This is a genomic window from Kineococcus siccus (assembly GCF_009906795.1).
GTDB classification, from domain to species: domain Bacteria; phylum Actinomycetota; class Actinomycetes; order Actinomycetales; family Kineococcaceae; genus Kineococcus; species Kineococcus siccus.
On the sequence record NZ_JAAALN010000057.1, the window covers coordinates 1 to 19,336 of the forward strand.

Sequence of the window (19,336 nt, forward strand, 5' to 3'; positions counted from 1 at the left end):
ACGTCGTCGAAGCCGATCCCGGCCCGTTCCACCGCGTGCAGCGAGCACGACAACGGCTCCGCGAACGCCACGTGCGCCGGGGGCAGGTCCCCGGGGGCCTGGTGCACCAGCGCCTCCGCGGGCAGGACCAGGTACTCCGCCATCGCCCCCGGAGTGCGGCGCTTGAACCCGAACATGTCGTGCGGCTGGCACATGTGGTACTGCCCGCGGTCGCAGTAGCGGCAGTTCCAGCACGGCACGATCTGCTCGGCCACGACGCGGTCGCCGACCTGCACACCCCAGCGGGCGGAGGCCGCGGCGTCGATCTCCACGATCTCCCCGGCGAACTCGTGACCGGGCACGACCATCGTCTCCGTCCACGCGGGGCGGTTCTCGTCCCCCCAGAACTTCGCCGCACCGTGGTAGCACTTCAGGTCGCTGGCGCAGATCCCGACCGCCTCGACCCTCAGCAGGGCCTGACCCGGACCCGCGGTCGGGACCGGGATCTCCTCCAGGCGGTAGTCGTGGGGACCGTGCACCACGACAGCCTTCATCGTGCTCGTCATGACTGCTCCTTCGCAGACGGCGCTCTGGCGTCCTGAACGCTAGGGGCGTTCCGCACACTTGTCCAGCACATCTGTGCAACAGTGTGGCCGCGATGAGGCACCGACGCCTCGTAGGGTGAGCGGATCCCGAGAGGAGGCCGTCGTGGCCCTCAGTCCGTCCGGCGCGCGGTTCCCCGCGTCGTTGCTGCACACCGCCGCGACGCTCTACTACCTGCAGGACGCCACGCAGGCCGAGGTCGCCGAGCGCCTCGGGACGAGCCGCGCCACCGTGAGCCGGCTGCTGCGCGAGGCGCGGGCGCGGGGGATCGTCCGCATCGAGGTCGTGGCCCCGACCGAGCAGGACTCCACCGACCTGGCCGAGCGGCTGCGCGAGCAGCTGGGCCTGCAGCGCGTGCACCTCAGCGCCGCCGGCGCGCCCGGTCACGTCCCGGACGCCGTCTCCCCCGTGCTCGCCGAGGCCCTCGCGGGCGTGGGCCTGGTCCGCGACGACGTGCTGCTGGTGTCCTCGGGCCGGACGGTCTACGAGGTCGCGCAGCGGGCGCTGCCGTCGCTGCCCGGCGTGCTCGTCGCCCCGATGGTCGGCGGGCAGGACGAACCCGAGGCCTGGTACCAGACCAACGAGATCACGCGGCAGGTCGCCGTCGGCATCGGCGGGGTCCCGCGGTTCCTGTTCGCGCCGGCCATGCCCGGTGCGGACCTGCGCGCCAGCCTCGTCCAGGACCCCTCGATCCAGCGGGTGTTCGACCTGTGGCGCCGGGCGCGCTGCGCCGTCATGGGTGTCGGCGCGCCTCCCCTGTTGCGCGAGTCGATCCCGGGTTTCGTCCCCACGGGCGAGGAACCCCTGCGCCGGGCGGTCGGCGACGTCGTCAGCCGGTTCTACGACGCGGACGGTGCCGAACTGCCCTACGACGGCGCCCGGCGGCTCATCGCGACCCCGCTGGAGACGATCCGGACGATCCCCACCACCATCGCCGTCGCGTACGGCGCGCAGAAGGTCCCGAGCATCGTGGCCGGCGCGCGCGGCGGGTACTTCAACCAGCTGGTCACCGACCCGCCCACGGCGGCGCTGCTCGTGGCGGCGACCGCCGGATCCCCCCTGACCCTGGAGGCCACCTGATGCCCGCTCCCTTCGACCTGTCCGGGCGCCGCGCGCTCGTCACCGGTGCCTCGCAGGGCATCGGCGCCGACGTCGTCCACGGCCTCGCGGCCGCGGGCGCCGACGTCGTCCTCACCGGGCGCCACCGGGCACCGCTGGAGGCGCTCGGCGCCGACGTCGAGGCGCAGCACGGGGTGCGCACGGCCGTCGTCGTCGCGGACCTGTCCTCGGCCACGGAGACCGAGCAGCTGGCCGAGGAGGCGCTGGTGCCGTTCGGCGGGCTGGACGTCCTCGTCGGCAACGCCGGCATCTCGCACCCGCAGACGGTCGTCGACGTCGACGCCGACACGTGGGACGCGGTCATGGCCGTGAACCTGCGCGCGCCCGCGCTGCTGGGTTCGCGCGTCGGGCGCGCGATGGCCGCGGCGGGCGGCGGGAGCATCGTCATGGTCTCGTCCGTGGCGGGTTCCCTCGCCCTGGCCGAGCACTACAGCTACTGCGCCAGCAAGGCCGCGCTCATCATGGCGACCCGGGTGCTCGCGCTCGAGCTCGGGCCGGCCGGCGTGCGGGCGAACACCGTGAGCCCCACCGTGGTGATGACGGAGATGGGTCAACGCGTCTGGGGCGAGGCGGCCAAGGCGGCCCCCCTGCTGTCGCGCATCCCCCTGGGCCACTTCGCCGTCCCGCAGGACGTCGCCAACGCCGTCGTGTTCCTCGCCTCCGACGCGGCCGCCATGGTCAACGGCCAGGACCTGCGCCTGGACGGGGGTTTCTCCGCGGCCTGACCTCAGGCCGCGGACGTCCGGACCCGCGGCACGCGGGCGGCCTCGAGCCGGCCCACGGTCTCCGCCGCCACGGCCGCGAGCGCCTCGAGCTGCTCGGGCCCGGGCTCGGCCGGCGCGTCGCCCAGCACGCACAGCGCGCCGAGGGCGTGACCGTCGGCCGTGATGAGCGGGACCCCGGCGTAGCTCACGATGGGCCCGGTCAGCGGGTTGGAGCGCTGGTGCACGTCGGTGCGGGCGTCCGGCACGACGTAGGCCTCGCGCCGGCGCACGGTGGTGGCGCAGAACGCCCACTCGACCGGCGTGCCGCCCGCCTCGGCGGCCCAGCCCTCCAGGCCGTGGTCGCCGACGAAGCTCTGGGCGCCCGCGGTCAGGAGCGTGACCAGGCCGATCTGCCCGCCCAGCTGCTCGGTCGCGCGCCGCGCCGCCTGGTCGAGCAGGGTCCGGCTGGCCTCGGAGAACAGGGCGAGCTCGGCGATGGCGGCGAGGCGGCGGTCGTCGGGCATCCGGGAGCGCACGAGCTGGGCGGCCGAGGCGAAGCCCGCGTCGTACGGCCGCTGGGCCGGGTCGGCGCCCGCCTCCTCGGCCGCCAGCAGGCGGTAGGTGTGGACCCGGACGCGGAAGTCGCGGCCCGCGACCCCGACCGCGCCGGGCTGCAGGACCATCGCCTCGGCGAGGGCCTCCGCCTCCTCGACGGTCAGCAGGTAGGCGCCCGTGGACAGGCCCGCGGCGGAGCAGACCTCCGCCCACACCTGCTCCACGCCGCGGCCGTCGACGTGCGCGGCGTGGGTGAGCAGGCGACGGGCGTCGTCGCCCGTGGGCCCGGCGAGCCCGTGCAGCTTCAGGCGCGGCAGCGGCAGGGCGTCGGGGCTCATGCCCTCGTGATCGACCGTTCTAGAACCGACCTTGAGCGGTCCGGCGCACCGGCGTCACCGGTCACGCCCGCGCGCCCACGACGGGTGCGCCGGCCCGCCGTCCCGCGCGGGAGCCCGGCGACGTCTCGGCCCGCACGCGCCGCGCGATCGCGGGCAGGTCCAGGTCCGGGAGGAGCTTGCCGCTGCCCCCGACGCCGATGAGGGGGGCCGAGCGCAGGGCCCGCGCCGACGACGGGACGGCCGCCGGAGCCGGCGGCCCGCCGTCCGGGCCGGGCTCCTGCCAGGTGAGGGAGTCGATGCCGCGCAGCGCGTCGACGACGAAGGCGATCTGCTCGCCGTCGACCTCCACGAGCAGCAGGCACGTCGAGCGGTCCGGCGTGCTGCGGGGCTGCCCGAGGATCGCCGGCAGGTGCAGGACCGGGACCGCGGCGCTGCGGTGCACCAGGATCCCGAGGACGTTCTCGCCCACGTTCGTCGGCGTCCAGGACGGCGGGTACGGGAGGATCTCCACGACCTGGTCGAGGCGCGAGGCGACGTCGACGCCGACCGAGTAGGTGAGGTAGGCGGGCGCGGTGCGCGAGGCGACGGCCGCGGCGGTGCCGTCGCGGTCGCCGTCCGGGTGCCCGGGCAGGACGGTGTTGACCGACGCGTACGTCACGAGTCCCTGCTCGGCCTGCAGCGCGGTCCCGTCCAGCACCAGGCACTGCCCGCGGCCCTCGACGTCGGCGATGCCCGCCACGAGGTCGGGACGGCCGACGGAGAACCCCGGGACCGGGAGGACGTCCCCGGCGGGGATCCGCACGATGTCCAGGACGGCCGAGACGGCGAGCACGACGTAGCCGTGGCCGAGGTCCAGCACGACCCCCGCCCCGAGGTCGAGGCCCTCCTGCGGCAGCGCCCCGAGACCCAGCACGCGCAGCGGGTCGATGACGGCCACCTCGCGGCCGGCGACGTCGGTCACGCCGAGGCAGGCCCCGCCCGCCAGCACCGAGGGCCGCGACGTCGCGCCCGCGAGGGTCGTGTGCACGAAGTCCACGTCGAGCGCGAGCACCTGGGTGCCGCAGCGCAGCAGGGTCAGCGTGCGCAGCGCCGCGGAGGGGACGTGGGCGCTCGACGGCTCCGCGGCGGGCCGGCCGAGGTCGACGGTGGGCACGCCGGGCAGGGCGAGCACGGCGTCGACGTCGAGCACGCTGACGACGGCGTCGGTCTCGGCGTGGCGCACGGTGTGCGAGAACAGCAGCACGGCGCCGGCCGCGCGCACGGTGCGCCGGTCCTCGACCGCCACCCGGGTGATGCCGCGGACCTCGTCGGCCAGCAGCCCGAGCTGGCGCTCTCCGTCGGCGATGATGACGACCACCTGGTCGTCCGCGCGCACCGTCGGCGAGCCCAGCAGCGGGCGCAGGTCGAGCACGGGCAGGGGCACGCCGCGCAGCAGCATCGCCCCGAGCAGCCCGGGCGTGCGGACCGGGAGGTCCGCGAACGCCTCGGGGGCGGGGACGACCTCGCGCAGCGCCGACAGCGGCAGCGCGACGTCGGCCCCGGCCAGGGACAGCAGCCCGTACACCACGTGCCCGCCGTCGGCCGGCACCGGGTCAGTCACCGGTCTGGTTCGCGATCTGGGCGATCAGCCGGTTGACCGTCTCCGACGTCTCCTTCTGCACGCGCGTGCGGTCGGAGATCGTGCGGATGGCGTCGTTGGTCTTCGCCACGCTCGTGACGATGCGCTCGAACGCCTGCTCGGCCCGCTTGGACACCTGCGCCCCCTGGGCGACGCGGTCCTCGGACTCCTCGATGAGGTGCGCGATCTGCTGCGCCGCCTCCGACGAGCGTTCCGCGAGCTTGCGGACCTCACCGGCCACGATGGAGAAGCCGACGCCGTGGTCGCCCGCGCGGGCGGCCTCGATGGAGGCGTTGAAGGCCAGGAGGTTCGTCTGGTTGGCGATCTCCCCCATCACCCGGACGATCTTGCTGATGGAGGACGAGGAGCGCTGGATGAGGTCGATCGCCTCGAGCGCGGCCCGCAGCGCCTCGACGCCCTGCTCCGCGTTGGCGTGCGTCTCGTGCGCCAGGTCCGTCGCGACCCCGGAGCTCGCCGCGATGTCGGTGGTCGAGCCGACGAGCCCGCGCACCGAGACCGTCATGTCCGCGGTGCTGCTCGCGACCCGGCGCTCCCGCTCGACGGAGTCGGTGATGTCGTAGGCGTACTTCACGACCTTGACCACGTCGCCCTTGAGGTCGAGGACGGGGTTGTAGGAGGCCTGGATGTAGACGTCGCGCCCGAACTTGCCGACCCGGTGGAAGCGGCCGCTGAGGAGCTCGCCCTTGCTCAGCCGGAGCCAGAAGTCGCGGTACTCCACCGAGCGGGTGTACTCCTCCGAGCACAGCGCGCTGTGGTGCTGGCCGACGAGCTCACGGGCCGAGTACCCCATGCACCGCAGGAAGTTCTCGTTGGCCGCCAGGACGATGCCGTCGAGGTCGAACTCGATCACGGCCTGGGACCGGTCGACCGCGGACATGCGGCTGGCGATCTCGGCCGTGGCGAGCTTGGTCGCGGTCACGTCGGTGGCGAACTTGACCACCTTCAGCGGCGTCCCCTCGGAGTCGAGGATCGGGTTGTACGTCGCCTGCAGCCAGACCGCGCGGCCGGACTTCGTCACGCGCTCGAACTCGCCCGCCGAGTACAGGCCGGCGCCGAGCTGCTCCCAGAACGTCGCGTACGCCTCCGACGACGCGTGCGCGGGGTCGCAGAACATCCGGTGGTGCTTGCCGACGACCTCGCTCAGCGTGTACCCCATGACGGCGAGGAAGTTGGGGTTCGCGGTGAGCACCCGCCCCGACAGGTCGAACTCGACGACGGCCTGCGACCGGTCGACGGCCGCCACCTTGCCGACGAACTCGGCGTTGGCCGCCTTGGCGGCCGTGACGTCCGCCGCGAACTTGATGATGCGCGCGACCTTGCCCTCGGCGTCCAGCACCGGGTTGTAGGTCGCCTGCAGCCAGACGTCGCGGCCGTCCTTCCCGCGCCGCTTGTACTCGCCCGTCTCGTACTCGCCGGCGCCGAGGCGCTCCCAGAAGTCCTGGTAGGCGACCGACTCGACCACCTTCTCGTCGCAGAAGACGCGGTGGTGCTTGCCGACGACCTCGGGCAGCGTGTACCCGACCACGTCGAGGAAGTTCTTGTTGGCCGTGATGATCCGGCCCTCGGGCGTGAACTCGATGACGGCCTGGGACCGCTCGATCGCGTTCACCTTGCTCACGTGCTCGGCGGCCTGGACGGTCGCCGTCGTGACGTCGGTGGCGATCTTGACGATCTTCAGGACGGTGCCGTCGACGTCGAGGACCGGGTTGTAGGTGGCCTGCAGCCAGACCTCGCGACGGTCCTTCGTGACGCGCTTGAACTGCCCCGACACGTACTCCCCCGCCGCCAGCTGCTCCCAGAACTGGGCGTACGCCTCGGTGGAGGTGTAGGCGGCCTCGCAGAACGCGCGGTGGTGGCGGCCCACGACCTCGGGCAGCGAGTAGCCCATGACGTCGAGGAAGTTGCGGTTGGCGGTGAGCACGCGGCCCGTGGTGTCGAACTCGATGACGGCCTGGGCGCGGTCGACGGCGTCGACGGTGCCGCGGGACAGCGCGGCGACGCGCTCGGCCTCGGTGACGTCGGTCGCCACCAGCACGACGGCGTCGGCGCCGGGGACGGCGTGCAGGTCGCCCTTCAGCAGGCGCACACCCTGCTCGGCGGTGCGCAGGGTCAGCCGGACGGAGACGGGTTCGCCCGACGCGGCGACGGCGACCTCGGCGGCCAGGGTCCGGGAGGTGGTGGTGGTGAGCAGGTCGACGACGCCCGCGGCGATCAGGTCGGGCAGAGGCACCCCGGCCAGGCGGCAGAACGCGGGGTTCGCGTCGCGCAGGCCGAGCCCGTCGGGGCCGAGCACCGCGACGAGCCGGTCCCGCAGCGCCAGGGCGCCGAGGTGCCCGGCGAGCGTCGTCGCGGCCGGCCCGCCCGGGGCGGGGGCGGCGGGACGGGTTTCGGCCATGGGGGCTCCTCGGGGCGGGCACGGTGCAGGTGGCGCAGAGCCGCTGGTGGACCCCGCCTCACCATCGACAGCCGGGCCCCGTTCCTGAAGCGGGCCCCGCCACCGGGCGGGTGCGCCCGCGCGCCCGCGCCGCGTCGAGGACCGCGACCGTCTGGACGTGGGGGAACGTGAGCGCCAGCAGGACCGCGATCTCGGTCGCGAGCAGGGACGCGTCCTGGGTCGCGGCGATGGCGAGCAGGGCCGCGAGGGCGACGGCCGTGGGCACGACGGAGTGCACGGCGCACCGCCGCAGCGCGGCCCCCCGGCCCGCCCCGGGCGGGCCGGCGGCCGCGGCCAGCTCGACCATCCGCCACGTGTGCCGGCCCGCGTGCCACAGGCCGAAGTACACGCCGAAGGCGGCCAGCGGCGGCACGACCGCGAAGCAGGCGACGAGGACGACGAGCTCCAGGAGGTCGCGGTGGCGGCCGCGCCGCGCGAGGTCGGCCGCGGCGAGGACGGCGAGCCCCGCGGTGGCCGCGACGACGCCCCAGCGCACCGCGGCGGCCGGGTCCGCGAGCGAGGGCGCGAGCTGGCGCAGGACCACGGCGGCCTGCTCGCTCCACAGCGCGTAGGGCAGCGCCACGACGGCCGCGCCGTGCGCGAGGGTGAGGGGCAGGTCCTCGCGCCACCGCGGCGCGGGACGACCGGCCCGGGCGGCCGCCAGGGCGACCTCGCCGCGGCCGAAGTGCAGGGCGGAGACGACGAGGAAGACGGCCACCGACGGCCCCGGGGCCAGGAGGAGTGCGGCGGCGGCGGCCCCGGCGACGAGGAGGTAGCTGACGAGGACCCGCGCGAGCCGGCGCACGGTGACGGGCTCCCCCGTGCTCCAGAAGGGCACGAGGTGGTCGACGGCCCCGTGCGGCAGCCCCAGGAGCAGCCCGCCGACGGCCAGCGCGGGGGCCGCGGTGGCCAGCGCCGACGGAGCGAGCAGGTGGACCAGCACGAGGGCGGCGAGCGCCGCCGCGGAGGCGGTGGAGACGAGGTCGGCGCCACGCCCGGGCCGGGGGCCGTGGTGGCCCCCGACCGGGGTGGGCCGCAGCAGGAGCGCCACGGCCGGGACGTCAGTCCGCGACCGGGACCCGTCGCGGACCGTCGGCCCTCGGCGCGCTCCGGTGGTCGTCGGTGTGGTCGTCCGCGTAGGCGCCGTCCTCGAGCGCGCTCTTCACGCGGGCCACCTTGAAGATGACGAGCCCGTACGCCGCCTTCGCGAGGATGTCGGCCACGGAGTACCCGACCTGCTTCAGCACGTACGCGTCGGAGCCCACGAAGGCCGCCGCACCCAGCTCCCCGAAGATCGGGAACAAGTAGGCGATGGGGTAGATCCCCCACAACCCGACCAGCATGATGCGCAGCATCTTGATGGTGTGCTGCACCTCGACGGGCTGGCGCACGATCGAGCGCGACAGCTCCACGAACAGCACGTAGAGGATGTAGACGAACGGGATCGTCGAGAGCAGACCCCACACGGCCCGCGGCACGATCTCGAGGGTGATCTCGCCCGGGTACCCGAGGATGATCATCAACGCGGACGCGGGGACGAGCTTGTACAGCAGGCTGCGCTGGTCCGCCTTGGCCAGGGCCATGACGGCGACGGTCTCGACGAGCAGCAGCGGGACCGTCAGCAGCCAGTCGACGTAGCGGTAGCCCTCGTTGAACTCCACGTTGGAGAGAGCGTGCGCAGCGTCGGCCGTCGCGCCGGGCGGGTAGCTCTCGCCGAAGTTCTCGAAGATCCGGAAGTAGTGGTAGGCCGCGATGCTGCAGACGATCGCGGAGACGACGACCGCGTTGCGGTAGCGCGGGGCGACGCGGGACTTGGAGGCGACCAGGTACACGGCGGTGAACAGCAGCGCCGCCAGGGCGAGGGACAGGACGTTGTAGACGGTGGCGTACTGGGAGGCGGAGAGGGCGGCGGGAACCGCCTGAGCCGATTTCATGGTTCCTCCGGGCTTCGTTGCCGGGACACGGCGGAGCGCCGTGCGGCTCATCATGCGCTCGGCGAACCACGGCGGAACGGTCGACGCGGGTGATCTATGTCACCAGTCCGGCTGCATCCGTGACGGGCTGTGATGGAGAAGTACAGGGCCGGACGACCCCGGGCCGGACGCGACGACGCGGCCGGCAGGAGAACCTGCCGACCGCGCTGCCGCGTCCCGTCGCCCGCTGCGGGGCGGGCCGGGACGGCGGGACTACACCGTGCTCGCCGCGTCCTCCGGCACCACGAGGTCCCCCGCCTCCTGGTGGGGCCGGACGATCAGGACGTCGCACGGCGCGCGCTTGGTGACCTCGGTCGCGACGGTGCCCAGCAGCCGGTCCGCGAGGGACCGGTCGTGCCGGGCGCCGATGACGACGAGCTCCGCACCCCGCTCGTTCGCGACCTCGACGAGCGCCCGGGCCGGTTCGCCGTCGATGAGCAGCGCCGCCGCGATCGTCGCGCCGGCCTCGCTCGCGAGCGCGACGGCGCTCGTCACGGCCGCGTTGGCCGCCGCCCGGCCGAGCACCTGCCCCAGGCGCGGGTCGCCGCCCAGGGTCGCGGTGTTCTGCGCGTCCGCGCGCCGCGGCATCTCCGCGTAGGCGCAGACGATGACGAGGTCCGCGTCGTCGTAGCGCGCGAGCCAGGCGGCCCGCCGCACCGTCGGCGCCGCCAGGGAGGACCCGTCGGTGCCCACGACGATGGTGCGGTAGTCGGTCATCTGGTCGGACTCGTGCATCCCCGCCACCCCCTCAGTGCCCGGCCGAGGGCATGTGGCTGACCTCGTCCACGTTGCGGACGATCGGCGGCTCCTTGATCCAGAGCATGGTCACCGCCGCGATGGCCAGGAACACCCCGGCGAACCGGATGGCGTTGCCGGGGGTGTCGCCGAGCAGGTTCTGGTACACGGGGCCGAACGTCAGCGACTGGATGAGCATCGGCACGACGATCATCATGTTGATGATGCCCATGTAGACGCCGTAGCGGGTCGAGGGGATCATCCGCACCGCCATGATGTACGGCACCCCCATGATCGAGGCCCAGGCGATCCCGAGCCCGATGACGGGGATGAGCAGCAGGTACTGGTTGGTGATGGACGGGAAGATCACGAGCCCGACCGCCGCCAGCAGCAGGCAGACGCAGTGCACGAGCTTCGCGCCGCGGCGCCGGGCGAAGGCGACCAGCGCGAACGCGACGCTGAACGTGACGATGTTGTACCAGCCGTTGACCGCACCGGTCCACGCGACCGCTTCCTCCTTGCCCTGCGCGGTCGCCGGGAAGGACGTGTCCGCGATGGTCAGGGCCACGAACTGCCAGTAGCAGACGAGCCCGTACCACTGGAAGAAGTACACCAGCGCGAGCTTGCGCAGCTCGACCGGCATCTCGACGATCGCCTCGGCGATCTCCTTGACGGCCGGGACGAGTCCGCCCTTCTTGGCCCGCAGGGCGACGAGCTCCTCCGCGCTCGGCGGGATCTCCGGCGTGCTGAGCACCGAGATGAGGACCGAGCCGATCGAGCAGACCGCCCCCACCATGAACGACCCCAGGACCCAGTAGGGGATCCCCGCCTCGGTGCCGCCCTCGATGAACTGCTGGAAGACGTAGAGCGAGACGTTGGCCAGGGTGACGCCGAGCCCCGTGAAGAAGGACTGCGCCAGGAACCCCTTGCCGAGCTGCGACGGCGGGAGCTTGTCGGCGATGAACGCGCGGTACGGCTCCATGGCCGTGTTGTTGCTGGCGTCCAGCAGCCACAGCAGCATCACGGCCATCCAGACCGCGGTGACGAACGGGAACAGGAACAGGCAGATGCTGCAGCCGATCGCGCCGATGAGGAAGAACGGCTTGCGGCGGCCCCAGCGCGGGCTCCAGGTGCGGTCCGACAGGGCCCCGATGAGCGGCTGGATGAGCAGCCCCGTGATCGGTCCCGCCAGGTTGAGGATCGGGAGGTCGTGCGGGTTCGCGCCGAGGAACTCGTAGACCGGGTTCACGGCGGTCTGCTGCATGCCGAAGCTGTACTGGATGCCGAAGAACCCGATGTTCATCAGCAGGATCTGGCGCATGTCCATGAGCGGCTTCTGCCGCACCACGGACGTGTGCTGCAGGCCGGAGGGCTGCTCGAGCGCGCTCACCGCGCGGCCTGCGCACGGTCGGCCGAACGGAGGTACTCGGCCAGCCGGCCCAGCTCCTTCTCCCAGCCCTCGCCGTGCCAGCCGGCGACCTCGGGTTCGTACGGCCCCTGGATGATGCGCACGAGCGTGCCCTCGCGCCCCATCCGGGTGAACTCCACGCGCAGCTCCAGGGCGACGTCGGGGTCGATGCCCGGGTCGCCCGTGATGCGCTCGGAGGACACGAACACGTCGGGCTCGAAGAACTCCGTGTAGACGCCGTCGGTGGTGACGGGCGACGCGGGATCGTCGTCGGGCACCTTCACGTGGCGGTGCCGCCCCCCCAGGCGGGCCTCACCGCTCACGGTGTCCGGGTCCACGTGCCACCCCGGCGACCCCCGCCACCGGGCGAGTTCCGCGGGGTCGGTCCAGGCGCGGAAGACCTCTGCCCGGGGATGGTCGAACTGGCGCTCGACCGTCACGATCACGTTCGCTGTCAAGGCCCCTCCTCACACGTCGTCGTGCTGAGCTCGGTGGGCGCCGCCGGGGCGGCGGCGCCGTGGGACGTCCGGCACCACGGAGGGGCGCCACTGCTGCGTGGCGCCCCGGTGCGGACCGCAGGGGCGGAGGGCTTCCACCGAGGCGGTCCGAGGAGGATCGTGGGACGCGGTCCTCCGTGCAGGACATCGGTAAGAGCGGTTGCGCTCGGTGAGTGTGTCAGGTGTCCCAGACCGGGACAAGTGGTGGCCGCGGGCAGGCGGAACGAGCCGAGATCAGCACCGGCGCGGGAGACCCCGGACCTGGAAGCGGTTGCGCTCTCAAGCGGTCCGCCACCCTCCGCCGTGAGCACCGGTCCCCGGCGTGGGACGATCCGAGCAGCAGACACCGGTGACGGTGAGACAGGAGGAGGGCGCAGGCGTGCCGCGGCCCAGCATCTACGACGTCGCCGCCCTGGCCGGCGTCTCCGCCGCCACGGTCTCCCGCTCGCTCGGCGGGAAGTCCAAGGTGGCGCCCGAGACGCGCCAGCGCGTCCTGGACGCCGCGCAGCTGCTCTCCTACGTCGCCTCGCCGCAGGCCTCGGGCCTCGCGTCGGGCCGCACCCGCGCGATCGGCGTCGTCGTCCCCTTCGTCACCCGGTGGTTCTTCAGCGAGCTGATCTCGGGCGTCACCGACGTGCTGCGCGACTCCGGCTACGACGTCGTCCTCTACCACCTCGGCAGCGCGCGGGACCGGGACAGCTTCTTCTCCCGCATGCCGCTGGCCCGGCGCGTCGACGGCGTCCTGACCTGCTCGATGCCCCTCACCGACGAGCACACCCTCGCGCTGCGCGCCCTGGACCTGCCCTACGTGAGCATCGGGTCACCCATGCCCGGCCGGGCCTCGGTGGGCATCGACGAGGTCGCGGCCGTGGGCGCGGCCGTCAACCACCTCGTCCACCTCGGGCACACCCGCATCGGCTACCTGGCGGGCGAACCGGACGACGCCGACTTCGGGTTCATCTCCGCGCCGCAGCGGCGCCGGGGCTTCGAGCTGGCCGTGGCGGCGGCGGGCCTCGAGGTGGACCCGCGCCTGCAGGCCTCGGGCCGCTACGGGACCCGCGGGGGCGCGTCGGCCATGGCGAGCCTCCTGGCGGGGCCCGTCCTGCCCACCGCGGTCGTCGCGGAGTACGACGAGCTCGCGCTCGGCGCCCTGCTGACCCTGCGCCGCGCCGGGCTCGACGTGCCCGGCGACCTCTCGGTGGTCGGGGTCGACGACCACGAGATGGCGGAGGTCGTGGACCTGTCCACCGTCGGCCAGGACGTGCACGAGCAGGGCGTCACGGGCGCCCGCCTGCTGCTGCAGCAGCTCGACGGCGCACCGGCGGGCGACGGCGGGGCGGCCGAGGCCGTCCACGTGCTGGCGACCCGGCTCGTCCTGCGCGGCAGCACGGCCCCGCCGGCGGGCTGGCGCACGCGCTGAGCCGCGGGGTTCAGCGGGGGTCCTCCAGGACGACGTAGGTGTCGAGGAGGGTCACCTCGAGGAGGAACGCCACCTGGGCCGACGCCCCGACCACCGTGACCGACCGCGGGCCCAGCGGCGGCTGGAGCCGGGCCGCCACCCGGGCCAGGAACGCCGCGCCCGTGGAGTCCATAAACCCGACCCGGGACACGTCGACGACGACCGGCAGCCCCGCCGCGAGCACGCGGTCGGCGGCCGCCCGCAGGTCGGTCTCGCACGCCGCGTCGATCTCCCCCGCGAGGACGACCCGCACGCGCTCGGCGTCCTGCAGCACGGACACGGCCCCGACGTCGTCGGGGCCGGGCACGCGCTGCCCGGGTCGCTGCGGCGGGGCGTCGCCCGGCCCCTCGGCCCCGGTGACCGCGTCGCCGTTCACCGCTCCGCCGGGGGCAGCAGGCTGTGCGCGCGGTGCTCGTCGCCGCCGCGGGGCGTCGTGCCGGTGCGCGGGTCGACGTCGGTGTCCCCGGCCGGGGACAGGCCGTAGTGGCCGTACAGCGCCACCTCCGTGGACGCCGCCAGGTGCTCGTCCGGCGCGACGTGCGGCGCGCGGCGGACCTGCTCAGCGGTGACGTCGAGCAGCAGCCGGCCCCGCGCGTAGGCCGCGCCGGCCAGCGGCACGAACCGCGACCCGGTCTCCTCGTGCGCCAACTCGCGCCGGGCCGGCGCTCCTCTCCCGCGACGGTGCGTCACCACGGGACGGTCAGGCGCCCGAGGGGGGATGATGGGCGGCAGCGGACCGGCCCGGTCCCGCGGACGGGCGGCCGGGTGAGGGTCCCGCGGACGGGCGAGCAGGGGGTGGTGGGGTGCCGGCCTCCAGTGGACCGTCGGGCGAGCCGCGGCCGGACGGGCGACCGCCGCCGGGCCCCGAGGGCGGGTCGACCCGCCGCCGTCCGGGCCTCAGCAAGGGCGCGGTGCTCGAGGCCGCGATCGACCACGTCGACCGCTTCGGCATCGCCGAGCTGTCCATGCGCAAGCTGGGCGCCGCCCTCGACGTCGAGGGCATGGCGCTGTACCGCTACGTGAGCAGCCGCGACGAGCTGCTCGACGCGATGGTCGACCGGCTCCTGGACCAGCTCTACGCCGATCCCGAGGTGCTCCTGCGCCCCGACGACGACTGGCAGACGTTCCTGCGCCGCACCGCCGCGGGCGTGCGCGCCCTGGCCCTGCAGCACCCGCAGATCTTCCCGCTCATCGCCACGCGCCACCGCGCCGCGCCCTGGATCCGGCCGCCGCTGCGCAGCCTGCGGTGGATCGAGGGGTTCCTCGCCGCGCTGCTGTCCCGCGACTTCAGCGAGGACGCCGCCGTCTACGCCTACCGCGCCTTCGGCAGCTTCCTCGTCGGCCACCTCCTGCTGGAGGTCTCCGCCGACGGCGTCGACCCCGTCACCGCGACCGTGGACCCGGCCGGCGGGGGCGACGCGCTCCCCGCCGGTGCGGGCGCGCTCGACCTGGCCGCGTTCCCGACGCTGACGCGGCTGTCCGGCCGGCTCGCCGTGGAGGACCTCGGCGAGGAGTTCGAGCACTCCCTCGGCAACCTGCTCGAACGGCTGGAGGCGGCCCGCGCCCGGTTGGCGTGAGGCGTTGCCGCGCAGCGTCTCCCCGCCGACCGCCCTCAGGCGGGGGGCGCGTAGAACTGCAGGTCGTTGCCCTCGCTGTCCTTGAACGGCGCGATGCGGCCCCAGTCGTGGTCGCTGATGCCGCCGGTGAACTCCACGCCGGCCGACGTCAGCCGGTCGACCTCCTCGTCGATGCCGCCGTCGGGCTGGAAGCTCACGACCGCCCCGCCGTCCGCGTGCCGGGCGGTGCCCTCGCGCGCGTTCAGCCCGATCATCAGGCCCCCGGCGTCGATCTCGCTCCAGACCTCCGACCGCGACGTCACGGACAGCCCCAGGGTCTCCCCGTAGAAGCGGACCGCGCGGTCCATGTCGTCCACCGGCACCCAGACACTCGCCACACCTCTGGCCACGTCGTCCCCGTCCTCGCACCTCGTCCGTCGAGCCCGTCCGCCGGACCCGCCCGCACCGGGAGGCCGGGCGGTACCACGCTGTCGCACCCCGGGGCGCCCCGCACGCCGAACCCGCCGCGCCGCCCGTCACCCACGCGGGAGGCGGTCCCACACCCGCACCCACGCGACCTCGAGGGTCGCGGGCAGGGTCGGGGCGTCGGTGTCGACGCCCGGCCACGCCCCGCCCACGGCCAGGTCCAGCAGGAGGTGGAACGGGTGGTCGAAGGGCCACGGGCCCGGCACCTCGTCGGGCGTCAGCGTGGAGGTGGCCACCCCGTCGACGGACCAGGTGATCCGCCCGGGCGTCCAGTCCACGGCGAAGGTGTGGAAGGCGGCCGCCAGGTCGGCGCCCGTGTCGTGCCGGTGACCGATCCCCCCGCCCAGACCGCAGTACCCCGGCCCGTGCAGCGTGCCGTGCGCGGCCGTCGGGTCGCTCGTGACGTGCTCGACGACGTCGATCTCCCCGCAGGCCGGCCAGCCGACGGCGTCGACGTCCTCGCCGAGCATCCAGAACGCCGACCAGAGCCCGGCGCCCCGGGGGACGCGCAGCCGGGCGGCCACCCGACCGCCCCGCACCGCGACGAGGCCGTGAGTGAGGAGCCGGGCCGAGGTCGCGAGCACCCGCCCCTCCCGGCGGCCGGGCGGCAGCGGCAGCGCCGTGATCAGCAGGCTGCCCGTGCCGCTGAGGCACGCGTTGGCGGGATCGGCCGTGTACTCCTGCCGCTGGTCGCAGCCCCAGCCACCCGCTCCGAGGTCGTGCCGCCGCACGGCAGGGTCCGGCGGCGCGCCCCGCGGCCCCGCGAAGTCCTGCGACCACGAGGGGGCTCCGGCCCCGTCGACGCCGTCCACCCCGCGATCCTGGCGCGCGGGCGCCGCCCCGGGAAGGACGCGGCGTCACCCCGCAGCCGGGACGCCCCCGGCCGGCGGCCGCCAGACGGCGAAGACGCTGCCGTCGGGGTCGCGCAGGTAGGCCGAGCGCACGCCCCCCGGGTTGTCGGCCGGCGGGACGACGACGACCGCCCCGAGCTCCACGGCCCGGGCGGCGGCCGCGTCGACGTCGGCCACCTGCACGGCGAAGGTGGCGTAGGTCGCACCCGCCGGGACCGGGAGCACGCCCCCGGGGATGCCGTCGCCGGCCGGGACGGACAGGTACACCCCGGGCGGGCCCTGCAGCTGCCAGCCGAACAGGCCCGACCAGAACCGCTGCGCGCGGGCCATGTCCGCCGTGCCGATCTCGAACCACGTCACCGCACCCGGGACCGGCCCCTCGGACGTTGTCTCCTGCGGGCTGTCGGGGCTGGTCACGGCGGGGCTCCTGACGCGCGGCGGTCGGTCCCCGCATCGTGATCGCCGGATCGCCGTCGCGCAAGGGACCCGCGAGGAACTCGCTCGACGCCGCCGCGGGGCCGGCTCCGCCCGCCTAGGCGCCCCGCGGGGCCGACCGCTCGAGCTCCGCGAGCTGGTGCTGCAGGTCGACGGTCGCCTCGTGCAGCCGGCGGTAGGCGGGGTACAGCCCGGCGTAGACCTCGGACGCGGGCCCCGGTTCGGTGACGACCTCGACGGAGTTCCACGTGGCGTCCACCGCGACGGCCCCGAGCGCGACGGCCGCGAACTTCGCGTCGCCGAGCGAGGCCCCGATGCGCTCGGCGGGCAGTTCCTGCGGCCGGCCCGTCACGTCGGTGACGATCTGCGGCCACAGGCGCGAGCCCGTGCCGCCGCCGACGCCGACGATGCGGCGCACCTCGACGCCCGCGGCCTCGAGCGCGTCCACGTTGTGCCGCACCCCGAACGCCGTCGCCTCGAGCAGGGCCCGCTGGACGTCGCCGCGCGTCGTGCGCAGCGTGAGCCCGAGGACCGCCCCGCGCGCGTCCGCGTCGGCGAACGGCGTGCGCTCCCCAGCGAAGTACGGCAGCGCGAGCAGGCCGTGCGCCCCGGCGGGCGAGGCCGCGGCCTCGGCGACGAGGTCGGCGACGGGCGGTGCGCCCACGGTCTCGCGCCACCACTCGGTGGCGCTGCCGGAGCTCGCCATGCCGGCCGCGAGCGTGCTCTGCCCCGGCCGCGCACCCGCCGTACCCCACAGGGCCGGGCTGTGCGCCGGCCCGTCGGTGACGGCGACCAGGAACATCGTCGAGCCGTACATGACCATGAGGTCGCCGGGGCGGCCGACGTCGACGCTCTCGGCCTCGGCCCACGCGTCGACCGTGCCCGCCGCGACGGGCACGCCGGCCGGGATGCCCGTCGCCTCCGCGGCCGCGGCGCTCACCCGGCCCACCTCGTCGGAGGGCCACACGAGCCGCGGCGCGGGGATCCCCCCGGCGATCTCCTCCCAGCGCTCGGGGATCCACTGCGCGGCGTGCCGGTCGTACAGCGGGGTCGACTGGCTCGCGGAGTGGTGGTCCATCACGTACTCGCCCGTGAGGCGGAACGCGAGGTACGAGTTGCACATGAAGAAGTAGCGGGCGCGCGCGAACACGTCGGGCTCGTGCCGGCGCAGCCATTCGACCTTGGCGCCGGCGGCCTGCGAGGACATCTGGGAACCGCAGCGGCGCAGCAGGTCCTCCGCGCCGTAGCGCTCCTGCAGCTCCGCGGCCTCCGCGAGCGCCCGGGTGTCGACGCCGTAGAGGATCGCGGGCCGCAGCGGCCGCCCGGCGTCGTCGGCGAGCAGCACCGTGGGCCCGACCCCGCTGGCGCACACGGCCACGACGTCGTCCCCGGCGGCGCGCGCCCGCTCGGTCAGGGCCCGCGCGATCCCCACGAAGTCCGCCCACCACACGGCGTCGGCGTCGTGCTCGACGTAGCCGGGCCGCGGGTTGTCCGTGCGGTGCGGCGTCGACTCGCGCGCGACGACCCGCCCCTCGAGCGTCGCGAGCACGCCCTTGCTGCTGCCGGTGCCGATGTCGACACCCAGGACCAGGTCCACTACGCCTCCTCGCGTCTGCGCTCGCATCCTGCCACCAGGCGCGGCAGGACCTCCCCGAGCGGCGCGTCGAGCCGCAGGTCCGCCTTGGCGTCCCCGCGGGTGGGCCCGGCGTTGACGATCGCGACGGGGATGCCCCGCTTCGCCGCGTGCAGCACGAACCGGTAGCCCGACATCACCGTCAGGGACGACCCGAGGACGAGCAGGGAGCGGGCCTCGTCGACGATCGCGAAGGACTGCTCGACGCGCTCGCGCGGCACCGTCTCGCCGAAGAACACGACGTCGGCCTTGAGCGCGTCCTCGCCGCAGCGGCGGCACGCGACGGTGCGGAAACCCTCGAGCTGGGCGTCGGTGAGGTCGGCGTCGCCGTCGGGGTTCACGGCCGTGAACTCCCGGCGCCGGGCGTCGAACCCCGGGTTCGCCGCGGCAAGGCGTTCGGCGAGCTCGGCCCGGGACGTGACCTCGCTGCAGCGCAGGCAGACCACGCGGTCGAGGTTGCCGTGGATCTCGACGACCCGCCGGGTGCCGGCCGCGACGTCGAGCCCGTCGACGTTCTGCGTCACGGTCCCGGTCAGCAGGCCGGCGGCGTCCAGGGCCGCGACGGCCCGGTGGCCCGCGTTGGGCTGCGCGCGGCGGAAGTGCTCCCAGCCGACGTGGCTGCGGCCCCAGTAGCGGCGCCGCGCCTCGGCGCTGCCGGTGAACTCCTGGTAGGTCATCGGGGTGTGGCGGGCGAGGGAACCGCCCGGGCCCCGGTAGTCGGGGATCCCCGAGTCGGTGGACAGCCCCGCGCCGACGAGCACCGCCACGCCGCCGTCGCCGACGAGACGCGCCAGCCTCTCGTCGTCGCTCACGCGGCCATGCTGCCCGGGCCGACCGCGCGACGCAGCACCAGCCCCGCGAGCAGGAGCGCGAGGCCCGCGAGGACCGTGACGAAGGCGACGACCGCCCCCCAGCCGCCCGCCCCCCAGAAC

General features: G+C 74.8%; 20 protein-coding genes. 4 read left to right on the forward strand and 16 right to left on the reverse strand.

Features of this window, described 5'->3' with window-relative positions; all coding sequences use genetic code 11:
* Positions 1–545: alcohol dehydrogenase catalytic domain-containing protein (locus GTR02_RS08720; protein WP_166607097.1), on the reverse strand; the 545-nt coding region annotated here is incomplete at its 3' end.
* A gap of 142 nt (positions 546–687) precedes the next feature.
* Between GTR02_RS08720 and GTR02_RS08725 the strand changes: the two genes are divergently transcribed.
* Entirely contained in the window at positions 688–1,662 is a 975-nt protein-coding gene (locus GTR02_RS08725; RefSeq protein ID WP_338073687.1) for a sugar-binding transcriptional regulator, read from the forward strand.
* Positions 1,662–2,426, forward strand: a complete 765-nt coding sequence (locus tag GTR02_RS08730; RefSeq protein ID WP_166607099.1) for an SDR family NAD(P)-dependent oxidoreductase — start codon at positions 1,662–1,664, stop codon at positions 2,424–2,426. Before GTR02_RS08725 ends, GTR02_RS08730 begins: the two co-directional genes overlap by 1 nt.
* Positions 2,427–2,428: 2 nt before the next feature.
* Here GTR02_RS08730 and GTR02_RS08735 read toward each other — a convergent pair whose 3' ends face one another.
* The 8 genes from GTR02_RS08735 to GTR02_RS08770 form a co-directional block, all read right to left on the reverse strand.
* On the reverse strand, positions 2,429–3,298 hold the full coding sequence (locus GTR02_RS08735; RefSeq protein WP_166607100.1) for a GAF domain-containing protein: 870 nt from the start codon (positions 3,296–3,298) through the stop codon (positions 2,429–2,431).
* Between the two features lie 61 nt (positions 3,299–3,359).
* A complete protein-coding gene (locus GTR02_RS08740; RefSeq protein ID WP_166607101.1) occupies positions 3,360–4,898 on the reverse strand; it encodes a chemotaxis protein CheW in 1,539 nt (512 codons plus the stop codon).
* Entirely contained in the window at positions 4,891–7,332 is a 2,442-nt protein-coding gene (locus GTR02_RS08745) for a methyl-accepting chemotaxis protein (protein WP_205708890.1), read from the reverse strand. The genes GTR02_RS08740 and GTR02_RS08745 overlap by 8 nt, the downstream gene beginning before the upstream one ends.
* Positions 7,333–7,390: 58 nt before the next feature.
* Positions 7,391–8,422, reverse strand: coding sequence for a beta-carotene 15,15'-dioxygenase, Brp/Blh family (locus GTR02_RS08750; RefSeq protein WP_166607102.1), 1,032 nt, complete (start codon positions 8,420–8,422; stop codon positions 7,391–7,393).
* Positions 8,423–8,432: 10 nt separating this feature from the next.
* On the reverse strand, positions 8,433–9,305 hold the full coding sequence (locus tag GTR02_RS08755; RefSeq protein ID WP_166607103.1) for a bacteriorhodopsin-like: 873 nt from the start codon (positions 9,303–9,305) through the stop codon (positions 8,433–8,435).
* A gap of 252 nt (positions 9,306–9,557) precedes the next feature.
* Positions 9,558–10,079 carry a universal stress protein gene (locus GTR02_RS08760; RefSeq protein ID WP_205708891.1) on the reverse strand — a complete coding sequence of 174 codons (522 nt, stop codon included), beginning with the start codon at positions 10,077–10,079 and terminating at the stop codon, positions 9,558–9,560.
* A 13-nt stretch (positions 10,080–10,092) separates the two neighbouring features.
* On the reverse strand, positions 10,093–11,406 hold the full coding sequence (locus GTR02_RS08765; RefSeq protein WP_166607115.1) for an MFS transporter: 1,314 nt from the start codon (positions 11,404–11,406) through the stop codon (positions 10,093–10,095).
* Between the two features lie 59 nt (positions 11,407–11,465).
* Positions 11,466–11,945: an SRPBCC family protein gene (locus GTR02_RS08770; protein WP_166607104.1), complete on the reverse strand. Its 480-nt coding sequence runs from the start codon at positions 11,943–11,945 to the stop codon at positions 11,466–11,468.
* Positions 11,946–12,363: 418 nt separating this feature from the next.
* Between GTR02_RS08770 and GTR02_RS08775 the strand changes: the two genes are divergently transcribed.
* Positions 12,364–13,404: a substrate-binding domain-containing protein gene (locus GTR02_RS08775; RefSeq protein ID WP_205708893.1), complete on the forward strand. Its 1,041-nt coding sequence runs from the start codon at positions 12,364–12,366 to the stop codon at positions 13,402–13,404.
* 10 nt (positions 13,405–13,414) lie between these two features.
* Here GTR02_RS08775 and GTR02_RS22940 read toward each other — a convergent pair whose 3' ends face one another.
* Both GTR02_RS22940 and GTR02_RS08785 read right to left on the reverse strand, forming a co-directional pair.
* Positions 13,415–13,819 carry an STAS domain-containing protein gene (locus GTR02_RS22940; RefSeq protein ID WP_166607105.1) on the reverse strand — a complete coding sequence of 135 codons (405 nt, stop codon included), beginning with the start codon at positions 13,817–13,819 and terminating at the stop codon, positions 13,415–13,417.
* Positions 13,816–14,133 (reverse strand): hypothetical protein, encoded by a 318-nt coding sequence (locus tag GTR02_RS08785; RefSeq protein WP_166607106.1) that lies wholly within the window; start codon positions 14,131–14,133, stop codon positions 13,816–13,818. Before GTR02_RS08785 ends, GTR02_RS22940 begins: the two co-directional genes overlap by 4 nt.
* A gap of 221 nt (positions 14,134–14,354) precedes the next feature.
* Between GTR02_RS08785 and GTR02_RS08790 the strand changes: the two genes are divergently transcribed.
* Positions 14,355–15,020 carry a TetR/AcrR family transcriptional regulator C-terminal domain-containing protein gene (locus GTR02_RS08790; RefSeq protein ID WP_205708894.1) on the forward strand — a complete coding sequence of 222 codons (666 nt, stop codon included), beginning with the start codon at positions 14,355–14,357 and terminating at the stop codon, positions 15,018–15,020.
* 35 nt (positions 15,021–15,055) lie between these two features.
* Here GTR02_RS08790 and GTR02_RS08795 read toward each other — a convergent pair whose 3' ends face one another.
* The 5 genes from GTR02_RS08795 to GTR02_RS08815 all read right to left on the reverse strand — a co-directional run bounded on the left by GTR02_RS08795 (position 15,056) and on the right by GTR02_RS08815 (position 19,216).
* Positions 15,056–15,382, reverse strand: a complete 327-nt coding sequence (locus tag GTR02_RS08795; RefSeq protein ID WP_205708895.1) for a VOC family protein — start codon at positions 15,380–15,382, stop codon at positions 15,056–15,058.
* Between the two features lie 153 nt (positions 15,383–15,535).
* Positions 15,536–16,297 carry a family 16 glycosylhydrolase gene (locus GTR02_RS22945; protein WP_166607109.1) on the reverse strand — a complete coding sequence of 254 codons (762 nt, stop codon included), beginning with the start codon at positions 16,295–16,297 and terminating at the stop codon, positions 15,536–15,538.
* Positions 16,298–16,342: 45 nt separating this feature from the next.
* Entirely contained in the window at positions 16,343–16,753 is a 411-nt protein-coding gene (locus tag GTR02_RS08805) for a VOC family protein (RefSeq protein ID WP_166607110.1), read from the reverse strand.
* A gap of 115 nt (positions 16,754–16,868) precedes the next feature.
* On the reverse strand, positions 16,869–18,395 hold the full coding sequence (locus GTR02_RS08810) for an FGGY-family carbohydrate kinase (RefSeq protein ID WP_166607111.1): 1,527 nt from the start codon (positions 18,393–18,395) through the stop codon (positions 16,869–16,871).
* Complete coding sequence (locus GTR02_RS08815) at positions 18,368–19,216, reverse strand: NAD-dependent protein deacetylase (protein WP_166607112.1); 849 nt, start codon at positions 19,214–19,216, stop codon at positions 18,368–18,370. Before GTR02_RS08815 ends, GTR02_RS08810 begins: the two co-directional genes overlap by 28 nt.
* Between the last annotated feature and the right edge of the window lie 120 nt (positions 19,217–19,336).